This is a genomic window from Cellulomonas biazotea (genome assembly GCF_004306155.1).
Classification (GTDB): Bacteria; Actinomycetota; Actinomycetes; order Actinomycetales; family Cellulomonadaceae; genus Cellulomonas; species Cellulomonas biazotea.
In genome coordinates this window covers 1-16030 of the sequence record NZ_BIMR01000046.1, presented here as the reverse complement: position 1 = coordinate 16030, position 16030 = coordinate 1, and the positions used below count along the sequence as shown (strand labels likewise).

The window sequence follows — 16030 nt, the reverse complement described above, 5'->3', positions numbered from 1 at the left end:
CAGCAGCCGCCGGGCCAGCAGCGCGCACGCCGCACCGGCCGCGAGGACGGTCGACGCGAGCACCGCGCGGGCCGCGCCCGACGACGGGACGAGGACGGCCCACCCGGCCGCGGAGGTCGCGAGCAGGCCCGCGGTCCACGGCAGGGCCGCGGCGGCGGCGTCCACCGCACGGCCGTGCAGCAGGCCCGTCGTGCGACGGGCCGTGAGCAGCGCCCCGAGCGTGCGGGTCCCGGCGACCGTCGCGGACGCGAGCAGCAGGGGCACGACGACGCGTGCGGCCGCCCCGGCGCCGCTGCCGGGCAGCCAGGTCAGGGCGGCGCCCAGCAGCGCACCGGCGACGGCGGGCAGCGCGGTCGACGCGACGACCACGACGACCTCCCACCCCGCGCGCCAGCGGCGTCCGGGCCGTCGGCTGCGCAGCCACACCCCGGCGTCGCGCAGCACCCACGCGACGAGCAGCGCGACGACCAGCGGGTAGGCCGCGGCCCACAGGTCCTTCTCGACGCGCGGGTAGCCCGCGAGCAGCACGCCCGCGGCGCCGACCAGCCACACCTCGCCCGCGAGCAGGAACGGGCCGAGGGCCGTGAGCATCGTCCGGCGCTCGGCGGGAGTCCGGCCGAGACGACGGAGCTGCGCACCGAGTCCCTGGTTCGCGCCGTCCAGCACCGCCCACGCCACGAGCGTGCCCGCGAGCAGCAGCGACCACAGGGCGTTCACCGGGGGACCTCCGCGAAGGACAGGGGCTGCTCGTCGGGCTCGGGCACCTCGTGCGGGGCGGCGCCCAGGGCGGGCGCGTCGGGACCCTGGCGGGCGAGCCGGGCGAGCAGCACCCAGTCCACGACGGCCAGCGCGCCGAGCAGCCCGACCAGCACCACGAGCGAGACGAGGACCGTGGTCGCGCTGTGCGTCGACGTCGCGTCGGACGTGCGCAGGACGCCGACGACGACCCACGGCTGGCGTCCGACCTCGCGGGCGACCCACCCGAGCAGCGCGAGCACGAACGGCACCGGGACCACGGCCGTGAGGAACCCGTACGTCGCGTCGCGCAGCCCGGCCGGGAGGCGGAACAGCCCGTCCCGCACGAGCAGCAGGAGCATGACGGGCGCGCCGAGGAACAGGGCGAACCCGCCGAGGATCATCACGCCGGTCGCGACCCCGACGACGACGGACTGGCCCGCCTGGCCGCCGTCGCCCAGGTAGGCGAACTGGCTGAACCCGAACCCGACCGCGAGCAGCGCCCCGACGGCCCCCAGCACGACGCCTGTCCGCAGCGAGCGCCGGAACAGGTCCTCCCACGGCGTCCCGCGCCGCAGGTGCCACGCGCTGACCCCGACGACCACGAACGCCCCCGCGAGCAGGCACGCCCCGACGACGTGCGCGAGCGACAGCACCGCCGCCGGGTTCAGCACCAGAGCCCGGGGGTCCGTGATGTGCGCGACGCCGTCCTGCAGCGTGTACCCGACGGGGTGGCGCAGGAACCCGTTCGCGACCATGACCGCGAACGCCGACGCGTACCCCGTGAGCACGACCAGCCAGAACACCCCCGTGTGCACCCAGCGGTTCAGCTGGTGCCACCCGAACACCCACAGGCCGAGCAGCGTCGACTCCAGCACGAACACGACCATCGTCTCGACGACGAGGGGCACCCCCAGCACCTCGCCGGCGACGTCGAGCAGGCCCGGGAAGTGCAGCCCGAACTGCAGCTCCAGCACGATCCCCGCGAGGATGCCCAGCGCGTAGTTGACGAGGTAGATCTGCCCCCAGAACCGCGTGGCACGCTCGAAGACCTCGCGGCCCGTCGCCGCCCAGCGGGTCTGCAGGACGGCGACGACCGGGCCGAGCCCGAGGGTCACGAGGACGAACAGGAAGTGCAGCCCGGCGAGCAGCGCGAACTGCAGGCGGGCGGCGTCGACGGCGGTCACGGAGGGCTCCCGTTGTGGTGCGGACGAGCCGCACGCTAGGCCCGGCACCGGCGTGTCGACCCCGTGCGCGGGCGAGGTCCAGGGACGGTTCCGGGTTGTCCCGGAGGCCCCGGTGGCCGGGCTCAGGGTGGTCCCGGAGGGCGAGGGCCGACGCGAGCGGTGGCGTGGTCGGTCGTGCGCGTGCTGCGCTGGGGCATGGCCCGTCCCCGTCCCGTGCCGTCGTCGAGCCCCGCCCCGACCCCCGCCCGGACCTCTGCCCGGACCTCCGCCCCGCGCCGCGCCGCCGTGCTCGCCGTGACGCTGGTGCTCGCGGGCGGGGCCGCCGGGTGCGTCGCCGGCGGGTCGTCGGACGCGGCCGGAGGCGTCACGCCCTCGCCGCCGGTCCCGTCGGCGACAGGCGCGACGCAGCCCGCGCCGGGGCCGTCCGGGCCCGCGACGGTCGAGGTCGCCGAGGTGTCGGACGTCGCGACGGGCCTCGACGTGCCGTGGGGCCTCGCCTTCCTGCCGGACGGGTCGGCCGTCGTGACCCTGCGCGACACCGCCCGGGTCGTGCTCGTCGACTCCGACGGCACGGTGCGCGACGTGGGTGGGCCGGGCGCCGCCGCGCTCGCGGACCTCGTCGTGCCCGGCGGCGAGGGCGGGCTGCTGGGCGTCACGGTCCTCGACCCACCGGCACGGGACGGCGCGTCCGCCTCGCCCGCTGACGCGGGGCCCGTGGACCTGGCCCTCTACGCGACGACCGCCGACGACAACCGGGTGCTGCGCGCGACGCTCGACGGCGCGACCCTCGGCGACCTCACCCCGGTCCTCACCGGCATCCCGCGTGCCCGCAACCACGACGGCGGGCGGCTGGCCGTCGGCCCGGACGGCTACCTGTACGTCACGACGGGCGACGCGGGCGACCGCCCGTCCGCGCAGGACCCCGCGAGCCTGGGCGGCAAGATCCTGCGGGTCACGACCGACGGCGAGCCCGCGCCAGGCAACCCGGACCCGGCGTCGCCGGTGTGGAGCAGCGGGCACCGCAACGTGCAAGGGCTCGGCTGGTCGTCGGACGGCCGCCTGTTCGCCGCCGAGTTCGGGCAGGACACGTGGGACGAGCTCAACGTGGTCGTGCCGGGCGGCAACTACGGGTGGCCGCAGGCCGAGGGCGCGACGGGAGCGGCGGCGGGCTTCGTCGACCCGGTCGCGACGTGGGCGACGTCGGACGCGTCCCCGAGCGGCCTCGCCGTGACGGACGAGGGCGTCTACGTCGCGGGCCTGCGCGGCGAGCGGCTGTGGCGCGTCCCGCTGCTGCCGCCCGGCGACGGGACCGGCGTGGGCACGCCGCAGCCGCTGCTGGCCGGCGAGCACGGCCGGCTCCGGGCGGTCGAGGTCGCACCCGACGGCTCGCTGTGGGTGCTCACCAACAACACGGACGGGCGCGGCGACCCGCGCGACGGCGACGACCGGGTGCTGCGCGTCGTCGTCGACTGACCCGACCAGGAGCCGGACCAGCCCCGACGCGCGCGGCGTCGGCGGGTCGGGCGGCGACACCCCGTCCGATTCGCACGGATCGCGCCACGCGGGGACCGGCTCCCACGCCCTGCGGCGTCCGATCAGTACCCTTTGCGGCGCCGGACGGCGCCCTCGGCCACCGGCCGCCCCGTCCGACCGCCGCCGACCTGCGAGGACCACATGCCGCCGAAGCTCAAGACCGTGCTGATCTGGATCGTCGCGATCTTCCTCGTGTACGCCATCGTCACGAGCCCCGACCGTGCCGCCGACCTCGTCCGTGCCCTGTGGGACATGATCACCGGGGCGTTCACGAGCTTCGGGACGTTCTTCTCGGGCCTCACCGAGTGACATGACCGACGCCGAGACCGTCGCCCGCACGCACCGCAACATCCGCCGGTACGTGCTGCCGGGCGAGCGTGTGGTGCTGAGCGCGCGGTCGCACTGGGGCAAGCTCGCCGAGCCGGTCCTGACGACGACGGCGGGGTTCCTGCTGCTCGCGTTCGTCGTGGTGCCGGCCGCGGGCGCGGTCGCGGGGGAGTCGGCGGACTGGCTGTGGTGGCTGTTCGCGGTGCTGCTGGTCCGGCTCGGGTGGAAGGTCCTCGACTGGCGCAACGAGTGGTTCGTCGCGACCGACAAGCGGATGCTCCTGCTGTACGGGCTGGTCACGCACAAGGTCGCGATGATGCCGCTCGTCAAGATCACCGACATGCGGTACTCGCGGTCGGTCGTCGGGCGGGTGCTCGGCTACGGGGAGTTCCTGCTCGAGTCCGCCGGGCAGGACCAGGCGATGCGGCGGATCAACTGGGTCGCCCGCCCGGACGCCACATACCGGGAGCTGTGCGCCACGATCTTCACGCCCTCGGCGTTCCCGACCGCGCCCGGGACGCGGCTGCCCGTGCCCGGGATGCTGCCCGGGTACGGCTACGGCTCGACGCCCGCGGCGCCGGTGCACGGCCCGGTCCCCTCCCCGGTCCCCGTCCCGGGGTCGGGCCACGGCGAGCGACGCGACCCGGTGCACGGCGTCGCCTGGCCCCCGGTGCCCGCGCCCGTCCCGGCGCCGTACCAGCCGGACCACGACGCGCACCACGACCGGCAGCGTGACGCCCCCCGCGAGCCGACGTACCGCCCCGGCGACACCCAGCCCATCCGCATCCCCCCGCGGCCCGCCGACCAGGGCTGGGACGTGTCGGGCGACCGCGCGACGTTCGTGCCGGTCGAGGAGCAGGAGGCGCGCGACCGCGCGTACGACGACTGACCGCCGCGCGGCCCGTACCCGGTCGACCGAACCGTGCCTGCGACGGCGGCCGTCGTGGTTGGCTGGGCCGATGACCTCGCCGGACGTCCCCGTGGCCTCGCCGCGCGCCGCGCTCGTCACCGGCGCGCTCGTCGCGGCGGTCGCCCTGGCCGGCGTCGCGTGGGCGGCCCGGGAGTCGATCCGCCGGGTCGTGGCGCCGCGCGAGCTCGACGCCTGCCCGGCGATTCTCCCGCCACCCGCCTCGTGCCTGCCGCACGCGCACGTCGTCGCCGCGGCCGGCACCGCGCTCGCGGTCGTCGCGGTGCTCGGCCTGCTCGTCCTCGCCGCCCGGCTGCGTCGCGCCCCGGCCCTCGTGCTGGGGCTGCTCGGCGCGCTCGTCGTCGTGGGCGTCCTGGGCGTGGCGTACGTGTCGGTGTGGCCGTTCCCGACGCCGATGGGCTGGCTGCCGCGGTGAGCCGACCAGGCGGAACTCCGACGACCGGGGTGTGCGCGCTCACCTAGGATCGGGCGCATGTCCCGCATCCTGTCGGCCGTCGCGTGGCCCTACGCGAACGGCCCCCGCCACATCGGTCACGTCGCCGGCTTCGGCGTCCCCTCGGACGTCTTCTCCCGCTACATGCGGATGGCCGGTCACGACGTGCTCATGGTGTCGGGCACGGACGAGCACGGGACGCCGATCCTCGTGCAGGCGGAGAAGGAGGGCGTGACGCCGCAGGCGCTCGCGGACCGCTACAACCGGGTGATCGTCGAGGACCTCACGCAGCTCGGCCTGTCGTACGACCTGTTCACGCGGACGACGACGCGCAACCACTACGCGGTCGTGCAGGAGATGTTCCGCACCGTGCACCGCAACGGGTACATGGTCGAGCAGCAGACCATGGGCGCGATCAGCCCGAGCACGGGCCGCACGCTGCCGGACCGCTACATCGAGGGCACGTGCCCGATCTGCGGCTACGACGGCGCGCGCGGCGACCAGTGCGACAACTGCGGCAACCAGCTCGACGCGATCGACCTCATCAACCCGAAGAGCCGGATCAACGGCGAGACCCCGAAGTTCGTCGAGTCGACGCACTTCTTCCTCGACCTGCCCGCGTTCGCCCAGGCGCTGGAGCAGTGGCTGAGCACGCGGCAGGGCTGGCGCCCCAACGTCCTGAACTTCAGCCTCAACCTCGTCGACGACATGCGTCCGCGCGCGATGACGCGCGACATCGACTGGGGCATCCCGGTGCCGCTGCCGGGCTGGCAGGAGAACCCGAACAAGCGCCTGTACGTGTGGTTCGACGCGGTCATCGGGTACCTGTCGGCGTCGGTCGAGTGGGCGCGGCGCACGGGCGACCCCGAGGCGTGGCGCGGCTGGTGGAACGACTCCGAGGCCCTGTCGTACTACTTCATGGGCAAGGACAACATCACGTTCCACTCGCAGATCTGGCCCGCGGAGCTCATGGGCTACGACGGGCGCGGGAACAAGGGCGGCACGCCCGGCCCGTACGGGAACCTGCAGCTCCCGACCGAGGTCGTCTCGAGCGAGTACCTCAACGTGGCCGGCGAGCAGTTCAGCACGTCGCGCGGCGTCGTGATCCTGGTCCGCGACATGCTGTCCCGCTACCAGCCGGACGCGCTGCGGTACTACCTGTCGGTCGCGGGACCGGAGACGCAGGACACCGACTTCACGTGGGCGGAGTTCAAGCGCCGCACCAACGACGAGCTCGTCGCGGGCTGGGGCAACCTGGTCAACCGCACCGCGAACATGATCCACAAGAACTTCGGCGCGATCCCGGAGCCGGGGCCGCTGCAGCCGGTCGACGAGGCGCTGCGCGCGACGACGGCCGCGGGCTTCGAGACGGTCGGGCGGCTGCTCGGCGAACACCGCAACCGGCAGGCGATCGGCGAGGCCATGCGCGTCGTCCAGGAGTCGAACCGGTACCTCTCGGAGACCGAGCCGTGGAAGCTGTCGGGCGACCGCGAGCGCCTGGGCACGGTGCTGCACACCGCGGCGCAGGCCGTCGCGGACGCGAACACGCTGCTCGCACCGTTCCTGCCGTTCGCGGCGCAGCAGGTCCACGAGACGCTCGGCGGGACGGGCACGTTCGCGCCGATGCCGCGGATCGAGGAGGTCACGGACCTGGACGACGCGTCGCGGACGTACCCGATCATCACGGGCGACTACTCGGCGACCCCGCGCTGGGCGTCGACGGCGCTCGTGCCGGGGACGGCCGTCGAGAAGCCGGTGCCGGTGTTCACCAAGCTGGACGACGCGATCGTCGAGCAGGAGATCGCGCGCGCCGAGCAGGGCTGACGTGGCCCGGACACGGGACCGCGGCTGGCCCGCGCCGCCCGAGCCGCTGCCGCTGCCGGTCGTCGACAACCACACGCACCTGGAGTCGGTGCTGGGGTGGGTGGCCGACGGCTGGCGGCGGGACGGCGACGGGGCGCCCGTCGAGCAGGCGGAGCCGCCCTCGCTCGACGACCACCTCGCGCGGGCCGCGTCGGTCGGCGTCGACCGCATGGTGCAGGTCGGCTGCGACTACGAGTCGGTGGTGCTGACGGCGGACCTGGTCCAGGCGCACGCGTCGCTGCTGGGGGCGGTGGCGATCCACCCGAACGAGGCGGTGCTGCACGCCGGTGTCCGGGAGGTCGCGCCCGACGGGCTGACGCCGGACCCGCGGTTCGTGCACGAGGACGTCCCGCTCGACGAGGCGATCGCGCGCGTGGCCGCGGTGGCGCGGGCGACGCCCCGGGTGCGGGCGATCGGGGAGACGGGGCTCGACCACTTCCGTGCGGGGCCGCGGGGCCGCGAGGTGCAGCGGGAGGCGTTCCGCGCGCACGTGGCGCTCGCCAAGGAGCTGGGCCTGGCGATGCAGATCCACGACCGGGACGCGCACGCCGAGGTCGTCGAGGTCCTGCTGGCCGACGGCGCGCCGGAGCGGACGGTGTTCCACTGCTTCTCGGGCGACGCGGAGCTCGCGCGGCTCGCGGTGTCGCACGGCTGGTTCCTGTCGTTCGCGGGGCCCGTGTCGTTCGGCGCGAACGACGACCTGCGCGCGGCCCTGCGGGAGGTCCCGCCCGCGCTGCTGCTGGTCGAGACCGACGCGCCGTACCTCACGGTGCACCCGTTCCGCGGGCGGCCCAACGCGCCGTACCTGCTGCCGGGCACGGTGCGCACGGTCGCCGAGGTCACGGGACGGTCGCTGGAGGACGTGTGCGCGGGCGTGTCCGCGACGTCGGAGCAGGTCTACGGTCCCTGGTGACGCCGGTTTCGTCCGCTGCTGACCGGCGTGTCCGCGGCCGACCGGGCGTCCAGGGTGCGGCGGCGGGTGGTCGGCCGGGTCACGGATCGGTTACGGTCGGACAGGCGTCCACGACGGTCGCCTCGCTGACGGGCCTCGCGGCCCGCCACGGCCGCCCCCTCCCGGCCCTCGAAGGACTCCTGCGTGCGACCTGCTGACCGGCCCGCGACCGCCCGACGGTCCGGCGCGCTGCACGTCGTCGCCCGCTCCGTGGTCCTCGCGCTCGTCGTCGGTGCCACCAGCGCGTTCGCGGTGCTGCACAAGGAGGTCACGCTCGACGTCGACGGCACGGCCGTCGAGGTGCAGGCGTTCGGCCGGACCGTCGGCGACGTGCTCGCGGGCAGCGACGTGCAGGTCGGCGAGCGGGACCTCGTGGCCCCGGCGCTCGACCAGCCCGTGTCGCGCGGCGGGCAGATCGTCGTCCGGCACGGTCGCGAGCTGCAGGTCGAGGTCGACGGCGAGGAGCGCACCGTGTGGAGCACGGCGCTCACCGTCGGCGAGGCCGTCGACGGCCTGGGCCTGCGCGACGGCGAGGTCCGCCTGTCGGCGTCGCGGACCGCGGCGCTGGACCGCGGTGACGTGCTGCGGGTCTCGACGCTCAAGACGATCCACCTGGTCGTGGACGGCCAGGTCATCGACGGCCTGACGAGCGCCTCGACGGTGCGCGACGGGCTCAAGGACGTCGGCCTGGTGCTCGACGAGGGCGACGAGCTGTCGGTGCCGCTCGACGCGACCGCGGTCGACGGCCTCGTCGTCCTCGTGACGCGCGCGGCGACCGACGGCGAGACGGTCACCGAGGCGATGCCGTTCGCGACGCAGGAGGTCGAGGACCCGACCCTCGTCAAGGGCAACAAGGTCGTCAAGACCAAGGGCCGTGCGGGCGTGCGGACGACGACGTACGAGCTGCAGGTCGTCGGCGGCGTGGTCGTCGGCCGGACAGCGGTCGCGTCGGTCGTGACGACGGCTCCCGTGGACCAGGTCGTGCGGGTGGGGACGGCGGAGCTGCCGGACCCGTCGACGGTCGCGGTCGAGCCGGGCACGGCGCAGGCGCTCGGCAAGGAGATGGCGGCGGCGCGCGGCTGGGGCGACGACCAGTTCGCCTGCCTGCTGTCGCTGTGGAACAAGGAGAGCGGCTGGCGCGTCAACGCCGAGAACAAGTCGTCGGGCGCGTACGGGATCCCGCAGGCGCTGCCGGGGACGAAGATGGCGACGGTCGGCGCGGACTGGCAGACGAACCCGGCGACGCAGATCACCTGGGGCCTCAACTACATCGGCGGCCGGTACGGCGACCCGTGCGGCGCGTGGGCGCACAGCCAGGCCAAGGGCTGGTACTGATGGTCGGTCCGGCCGGGCGCTGACCGCCCGTCGGGACTGCGCGGTGACGTCCGCGGCGATCTGCGGCCCCACCTGCGGCGACGTCCCGGTGTGACGTTCTTCACCCGCTCGGGTCCGCCCGGCGGGCTTGGACTTCCGATCACGGTTCGGTTACGGTCGCGTGTCGGTCCTGCCCGTGTCGGGCGTTTCGTGCTCGCCGCACCGCGGTCGTGGTGACGGAGACAGGACCAGCGGACGGCGCTCACCGAGGCCGTCACGACGGCCGGATCGGGGATCCGGAACCGGTGGGGGACGGCCCGAGGGCCGACCGTCCGCGCCAGCCACGTGCAGCGCGTCCGCCGGGTGCCTCCTCCAGGGCACATCCGCACCCCGTGCCCGGGCACGACGACGGCTGGAGCCCCGTGACCTTCACGACCCGAAACCGCAGTCCCTTCGCGCGCAGGCGCACCGCGTCCCCCGACACCACCGGGACGCCCGCCGAGACCGACCAGACCGGTCAGGTCCCGGCCACCGCGACGAAGGGCCTCCGGTCCGGTCGTCGGCTGGTCCCCCTCGTCGCCGCCACCGCCGTGCTGCTCGTCGCCGGCGCGACCGCGACGTACGCCAAGGCCAACAAGTCCGTCACGCTCGACGTCGACGGCGAGATCACCCGCGTCAGCACCTTCGCCGGCTCCGTCGACGGCCTGCTGGCCGACCATGGCGTGCAGCTCGGCGAGCGCGACGTCGTGACCCCCGGCGGCCCGCTGCACGAGGGTGCCGAGGTCGTCGTGCGGCACGCCCGCCAGGTGACCGTCGCCCTCGACGGCCAGGAGCAGCCCGTCTGGACGACCGCGCTCACCGCCGACGAGGCGCTCGACACGCTCGCGTCCCGCGCGTCCGACGTCGCGCTCGTCGCGTCGCGGTCCGCCGCGGGCGGTCGTCCCGAGCTCGCGCTCGACCTCACGCTGCACGGCTCGGCCGACGTCCTCGTCGACGGCCAGACGCTGCGCACCCCCGACGGCGACGCCCGCGTCGCGCAGGTGCTCGGCGAGCTCGGCATCACCCTCAACCCGCTCGACCGGGTGTCGGTGAAGCAGACCGCCGACGGGCGCGTGCAGGTCGTCGTCAACCGGGTCGTCGTGCAGGACGTCGCCTCGACGCACGAGGTCCCGTTCGCCACGAGCGACCAGCAGGACGACTCGCTCTACACGGGTCAGCGCAAGGTCGCCGTCGCCGGCGTCGTCGGGGTCCGCACGCTCGTCGAGCGCGTGACCACCGTCGACGGCGTCGAGACCGCCCGTGAGGCGGTCTCCGACCAGGTCACGCAGGCCCCGGTCGACGAGGTCGTCAAGGTCGGCACGAAGGCGCGCCCCGCGGCGACGCCGAAGCCGGCCGCGGCGTCGTCCGGCTCGACCGCGGCTGCCGGCCCCATCACGGCGGGCGGCGACGCCGACTCGCTCAACTGGGCGGCGCTCGCGAAGTGCGAGTCCGGCGGCAACCCGACGATCGTCTCCTCGACGGGCAAGTACCACGGGCTGTACCAGTTCTCCGTCGCCACCTGGCAGGCGGTCGGCGGCGCCGGCCTCCCGTCGCAGGCGAGCCCGGAGGAGCAGACCGCCCGCGCGAAGATGCTCTACAACCGCTCGGGTGCCGGCCAGTGGCCGCACTGCGGGAAGAACCTCTTCAGCTGACCCACCGGGTCCACCGACGCCCGCCGCGCCCCTCGGGGCCGGCGGGCGTCGCCGTCTCCGCGCGCGGGCAGGGGTGGGGGAGCGCCTAGGCTCGGGGCATGTCGACGAACGGGCTGCTCGGGGCCGCCGAGATCCGTGCCCTCGCCGAGCGGGCCGGTGTCCGGCCGACCAAGGCCCTCGGGCAGAACTTCGTGCTCGACGCGGGGACCGTCCGCAAGATCGTCCGGCAGGCCGACGTCAGTGCCGGGGAGCGGGTCGTCGAGGTCGGTCCGGGCCTCGGGTCGCTCACGCTGGGGCTGCTGGAGGCCGACGCGGACGTCGTCGCCGTCGAGATCGACCCCGTGCTCGCACGGCTGCTGCCCGGCACGGTCGCCGCGCACGTCCCCGGCCTGACCGCGGACGACACCGCTCCCGACGAGCCCGTCGTGCTGCGCGACGCCGACGGCCGGGCCCGCCTCACGGTCGTCCTGCGCGACGCGCTCGACGTGCACGCGCTGCCCGGCCCGCCGCCCGTGGCGCTCGTCGCGAACCTGCCGTACAACGTGTCGGTCCCCGTGCTGCTCACGTTCCTCGAGCGGTTCGACTCGCTCGACCGCGCGCTCGTCATGGTGCAGGCCGAGGTCGCGGACCGCCTCGCCGCCCCGCCCGGCAGCCGCACGTACGGCGTGCCGTCCGCGAAGGCCGCCTGGTACACGCACGCACGCCGCACCGCGACCGTCGGGCGGTCGGTGTTCTGGCCCGTCCCCAACGTCGACTCCGCGCTGGTGCGGCTCGACCGGCGCGAGCCGCCGGCGACGACCGCGACCCGCGAGCAGGTCTTCGCCGTCGTCGACGCCGCGTTCGCGCAGCGCCGCAAGATGCTCCGGCCGGCCCTCGCCACGCTCGCCGGGTCGGCCGACGCCGCACAGGCCGCCCTGGTCGCCGCGGGCGTCGACCCGCAGGCTCGGGGCGAGCGGCTCGACATCGCGGCGTTCGCCCGCATCGCCGAGCACCTGCGCCCGCCCGCGGGCGGGACCGCTGGCGGACCTGGCACAGTGGAGCCGTGACGCTGACCCCCGTGGCCCCGCTGCCCGAGCACGAGGTCAGGGTGCGCGCGCCCGGCAAGATCAACCTCTCGCTGCGCGTCGGGCCGCCCGACGAGGACGGCTACCACGCCCTCTCGACGGTCTTCCAGGCCGTGAGCGTGTTCGAGGAGGTCGTCGCGACGCCGTCCGACGTCTTCGAGCTGACCGTCAGCGGGCCGCAGTCGGAGGTCGTGCCGACCGACGAGGGCAACCTCGCGCTGCGCGCCGCCCGCCTGCTCGCCGAGCGCGTCGGCATCGACGCCGGGGTGCACCTGCACCTCGTCAAGGACGTGCCCGTCGCGGGCGGCATGGCGGGCGGTTCCGCCGACGCCGCCGCGGCGCTCGTCGCGTGCGACTCCCTGTGGCGCACGGGCCTGGGGCGCGAGGAGCTCGTCGAGCTCGCGGCCGCGCTCGGGTCGGACGTGCCGTTCTCGCTGACCGGCCACACCGCGGTCGGGTCGGGCCGCGGCCACCTGCTCACGCCCGCCCTCACCCGCGGCGAGTTCCACTGGGCGTTCGCCGTGCAGCACCGTGGGCTGTCGACGGCTGCCGTCTACCGGGAGTTCGACGCGCTGCACCAGGGCCGCCACGTGCCCGAGCCCGACCCCGAGGACGACGTGCCGCTCATGCAGGCGCTGCGCGCCGGTGACGCCCGCGCGCTCGGGGCCGTGCTGCACAACGACCTGCAGGACGCCGCGCTGTCCCTCGACCCGGGCCTCGTCGAGCCGCTCGCGGTCGCGCAGGACGCCGGGGCGCTCGGGGTCGTCGTCTCGGGCTCCGGCCCGACCGTCGCCGCGCTCGCCCGCAGCCGCCAGCACGCACTCGTCCTCGCGGCGGCGTTCACCGCGGCGGGCGTCGCGGACCGGGTGCTCACCGCGGCGGGACCGGTCGCCGGCGCCCGGGTGGTCAGCGCCACGGACTGACGCGGGTAGCCTGGCGCCTCGATGGCTCACCTTCTCGGCGCGGACCGCGTCACGCTCACGCTGGGCACGCGCACGCTCCTCGACGAGGTCAGCCTCGGCCTCGACGACGGCCAGCGGATCGGCGTCGTCGGCCCCAACGGCGCCGGCAAGTCGACGCTGCTGCGCGTCCTGTCCGGCCTGCAGGAGACCGACGCGGGCCGCGTCACGCGCGCGGGCGGGGTGCGGGTCGCCGTCCTCGACCAGCGCGACGACCTCACCGCGGGCACGGTCCTCGACGCGGTGCACGGCTCCGCCGACGCGCACGAGTGGGCCTCCGACAGCCGGATCCGCGCCGTGCACGCCGGGCTCCTGTCCGACGTCGGGCTCGACGCCGACCTCGCCTCGCTGTCGGGCGGCCAGCGCCGCCGCGTCGCGCTCGCCGCGCTGCTCGTGCGCGACGACGAGGTCCTCGTCCTCGACGAGCCGACCAACCACCTGGACGTCGAGGGCGTCGCGTGGCTCGCCGCGCACCTCGTCGAGCGGTACGCGCGCGGGTCCGGGGCGCTCGTGGTCGTCACGCACGACCGCTGGTTCCTCGACGCGGTGTGCACGCGCACCTGGGAGGTCCACGACGGCGGCGTCGACCAGTACGACGGCGGGTACGCCGCCTACGTGCTGGCCCGCGCCGAGCGGGCCCGGACCGCCGCGACGAGCGAGGAGAAGCGGCAGAACCTGCTGCGCAAGGAGCTCGCGTGGCTGCGCCGCGGTGCGCCCGCGCGCACGTCGAAGCCGCGGTTCCGGATCGACGCGGCCAACGCGCTCATCGCCGACGAGCCGCCGCCGCGCGACCGCATGGAGCTCTCGCGGATGGCGACCGCGCGCCTCGGCAAGGACGTGCTCGACGTCGAGGACGTGACCCTGGCCTTCGGCGACCGCGTCCTGCTCGACGACGTGACGTGGCGGCTCGGCCCGGGCGACCGGATCGGGGTCGTCGGCGTCAACGGCGCCGGCAAGACGACCATGCTCCGGCTGCTCGCGGGTCGCCTCGCGCCCACGTCGGGGCGGGTCAAGCGCGGCAAGACGGTGCAGGTCGCCGAGCTGCGGCAGGACGTCGAGGACCTCGACGAGCTCGCGGACCTGCGCGTCGTCGAGGTCGTCGAGCGGGAGAAGCGCTCGATCGTCGTCGGCGGCAAGGAGCTCACCGCGGCGCAGCTCGTCGAGCGCCTCGGGTTCCCCCGCGACCGTGCGCGCACGCCCGTGCGGGACCTGTCCGGCGGTGAGCGGCGGCGCCTGCAGCTGCTGCGCCTGCTCGTCGGCGAGCCGAACGTGCTGCTGCTCGACGAGCCGACGAACGACCTGGACACCGACACCCTGGCCGCCCTCGAGGACCTGCTCGACGGCTGGCCCGGCACGCTCGTCGTCGTGTCGCACGACCGGTACCTGCTGGAGCGCGTGTGCGACCGGCAGGTCGCGCTGCTCGGCGACGGCAAGGTCCGCGACCTGCCCGGCGGCGTCGAGCAGTACCTCGACCTGCGTCGGGACGCCCTGGGGGCGGCTGCGTCCGCGCCTGCCGCGTCGCCCGTCGCCGCCCCGGACGCGCCCGCGTCGGGCGGGGCGGCGAGCCCGTCGCCCGCCGACGTCCGGGCCGCGCGCAAGGAGATCGCCCGCATCGAGCGTCGGCTGTCGCGCATCGCGGACCTGGAGAAGGCCCTGCACGACAAGATGGCCGCGCAGGCCACCGACCACGAGGCCGTCCTCGCCCTGGACGCCGAGCTGCGCGCGCTCGCCGCGGAGAAGGACGACCTCGAGGCGGCGTGGCTCGAGGCGGCGGAGGTCGCGGGCTGACCGTCGGCCGATCCTGTGCGGCGCGGTCGGACGGATCCGCCCACGCCGGGGCGGTGTCGCCCGGGGACGCTCGGTCGACTCTCAGGACCCGGCGGTGAGCGCGGCCCAGCGCTCCCGCGTGAGGAACGCGAGCTGCGCGCGCTTGTCCGGCAGGTCGACGACCGGGCCGAGCTCGAACCCCTGACGCACCGCGCGCGACACGGCGCGCTCGTTGCGCGCGTCCGGCTCGACGACGACGCGCCGGGCCTCCGGCGGCTCGAGCAGCGCGCCCAGGACCGCGCCCATGAGCAGCGTCGAGTAGCCCGGCGTCGGGCGGCCGCGCGCACCGAGCAGGAAGTGCACGCCGACGTCCCCGGGCAGGACGTCGTAGACCTCGCCGACCGGGTCGTGCTCGGGCTCGTACGTCTGCAGCAGCGCGACGGGCAGACCGTCTCGGCGCACCAGGAACGCGTGGTGGCTCGGCAGGCCGTCGACGAACGCGTACGTGTCGCGCAGCTCGGTGCGGGTCAGGCCGCCGAGGCCCCAGAAGCCGGTGTCGGGGCGCGTGACCCACGCGTGCAGCGTGTCGAGGTCCGCGTCGGGGTCGAGGACCGTCGTCGTGAGGACGCCGAGGCGGGGCACGAGGCGCTCGTCGACGACCGTGCCGCGCGGGCCCTGGCGCAGGCGCGCGCCCGCCTCGGCGGTGGGGGTGGTGGGGGTGGTCATGGCAGGTCCTCCGGGTGCGGCAGGTCCTCTCGGTGGAGCAGGTCCCAGTCGGTGACGACCTCGGTCGTGCGGGCGTCGACCCACGCGTCGAGCTGGTCGAGGGCGTGCGGGTCGCCGGGCACGCCGCTCGCGCCGAACGGCACGTTCCAGCGGCTGCGGTCGCGGTCGGCCAGGTCCCACACGTAGCGCGCGACCGAGCCGCGCCAGGTCCGGTCCGACACCCCCGGCGTGGACGACGTCGAACGGACGCAGTCGGTGTCGCCGCCCAGGCCGACGTCGACGGCGAACGGTGACGCGCACCCCGGGACGTCGTCGAGCACGTGCAGCGGGTGCAGGCGGTGCCGGTCACCCCACGTCGTCCCGGGCTGCGCGGCGGCCTCGGCGGCGGCGTCCTCGAGGGCCGTCCGCGCGAGCGCGGCACCGTCGAGGCGCAGGCGGGCGGGGTCCTCGCGGTCCGCGTCGAGCAGCGCGGGCAGCGCGTCGGCGACGCGCGCGGGCACGACGAACCACGGGTCGAGCAGCGGGCCCGCGGCGTGGTCGTCGTGCAGCGC

15 protein-coding genes are annotated in these 16030 nt (G+C 75.6%); 11 read left to right on the top strand and 4 right to left on the bottom strand.

Features of this window, described 5'->3' with window-relative positions:
• Both CBZ_RS04435 and CBZ_RS04430 read right to left on the bottom strand, forming a co-directional pair.
• On the bottom strand, positions 1 to 717 hold a 717-nt coding region (locus CBZ_RS04435; protein WP_165446646.1), incomplete at its 3' end, for a cytochrome d ubiquinol oxidase subunit II.
• On the bottom strand, positions 714 to 1922 hold the full coding sequence (locus CBZ_RS04430; protein WP_130780385.1) for a cytochrome ubiquinol oxidase subunit I: 1209 nt from the start codon (positions 1920 to 1922) through the stop codon (positions 714 to 716). The genes CBZ_RS04430 and CBZ_RS04435, both read right to left, overlap by 4 nt.
• A 159-nt stretch (positions 1923 to 2081) precedes the next feature.
• Here CBZ_RS04430 and CBZ_RS04425 point away from each other — a divergent pair, with 159 nt between their 5' ends.
• The 11 genes from CBZ_RS04425 (at position 2082) to CBZ_RS04380 (ending at position 14774) form a co-directional block, all read left to right on the top strand.
• Complete coding sequence (locus CBZ_RS04425; RefSeq protein WP_246013050.1) at positions 2082 to 3395, top strand: PQQ-dependent sugar dehydrogenase; 1314 nt, start codon at positions 2082 to 2084, stop codon at positions 3393 to 3395.
• Between the two features lie 201 nt (positions 3396 to 3596).
• A complete protein-coding gene (locus tag CBZ_RS20725) occupies positions 3597 to 3764 on the top strand; it encodes a hypothetical protein (RefSeq protein ID WP_165446645.1) in 168 nt (55 codons plus the stop codon).
• Position 3765: 1 nt separating this feature from the next.
• A complete protein-coding gene (locus CBZ_RS04420) occupies positions 3766 to 4671 on the top strand; it encodes a PH domain-containing protein (RefSeq protein WP_130780384.1) in 906 nt (301 codons plus the stop codon).
• 70 nt (positions 4672 to 4741) lie between these two features.
• On the top strand, positions 4742 to 5125 hold the full coding sequence (locus CBZ_RS04415; protein WP_130780383.1) for a hypothetical protein: 384 nt from the start codon (positions 4742 to 4744) through the stop codon (positions 5123 to 5125).
• Between the two features lie 57 nt (positions 5126 to 5182).
• The gene (gene metG / locus CBZ_RS04410) at positions 5183 to 6967 is read left to right on the top strand and encodes a methionine--tRNA ligase (RefSeq protein ID WP_130780382.1); all 1785 of its coding nucleotides are present in this window, start codon (positions 5183 to 5185) and stop codon (positions 6965 to 6967) included.
• 1 nt (position 6968) lies between these two features.
• Positions 6969 to 7919 (top strand): TatD family hydrolase, encoded by a 951-nt coding sequence (locus tag CBZ_RS04405; protein WP_130780381.1) that lies wholly within the window; start codon positions 6969 to 6971, stop codon positions 7917 to 7919.
• 183 nt (positions 7920 to 8102) lie between these two features.
• On the top strand, positions 8103 to 9293 hold the full coding sequence (locus CBZ_RS04400) for a resuscitation-promoting factor (RefSeq protein WP_246013048.1): 1191 nt from the start codon (positions 8103 to 8105) through the stop codon (positions 9291 to 9293).
• Between the two features lie 401 nt (positions 9294 to 9694).
• A complete protein-coding gene (locus tag CBZ_RS04395; RefSeq protein ID WP_281274851.1) occupies positions 9695 to 10963 on the top strand; it encodes a resuscitation-promoting factor in 1269 nt (422 codons plus the stop codon).
• 98 nt (positions 10964 to 11061) lie between these two features.
• The gene (rsmA, locus tag CBZ_RS04390; protein ID WP_130780379.1) at positions 11062 to 12009 is read left to right on the top strand and encodes a 16S rRNA (adenine(1518)-N(6)/adenine(1519)-N(6))-dimethyltransferase RsmA; all 948 of its coding nucleotides are present in this window, start codon (positions 11062 to 11064) and stop codon (positions 12007 to 12009) included.
• The gene (locus CBZ_RS04385) at positions 12006 to 12950 is read left to right on the top strand and encodes a 4-(cytidine 5'-diphospho)-2-C-methyl-D-erythritol kinase (RefSeq protein WP_130780378.1); all 945 of its coding nucleotides are present in this window, start codon (positions 12006 to 12008) and stop codon (positions 12948 to 12950) included. The genes rsmA and CBZ_RS04385 overlap by 4 nt, the downstream gene beginning before the upstream one ends.
• Positions 12951 to 12971: 21 nt before the next feature.
• On the top strand, positions 12972 to 14774 hold the full coding sequence (locus tag CBZ_RS04380) for an ABC-F family ATP-binding cassette domain-containing protein (protein WP_130780377.1): 1803 nt from the start codon (positions 12972 to 12974) through the stop codon (positions 14772 to 14774).
• Positions 14775 to 14855: 81 nt separating this feature from the next.
• On the opposite strand, the gene CBZ_RS04375 is transcribed toward CBZ_RS04380, so the two are convergent.
• Positions 14856 to 15479, bottom strand: a complete 624-nt coding sequence (locus CBZ_RS04375) for a GNAT family N-acetyltransferase (protein ID WP_130780376.1) — start codon at positions 15477 to 15479, stop codon at positions 14856 to 14858.
• Positions 15476 to 16030: penicillin acylase family protein (locus CBZ_RS04370; protein ID WP_165446644.1), on the bottom strand; the 555-nt coding region annotated here is incomplete at its 5' end. The genes CBZ_RS04375 and CBZ_RS04370, both read right to left, overlap by 4 nt.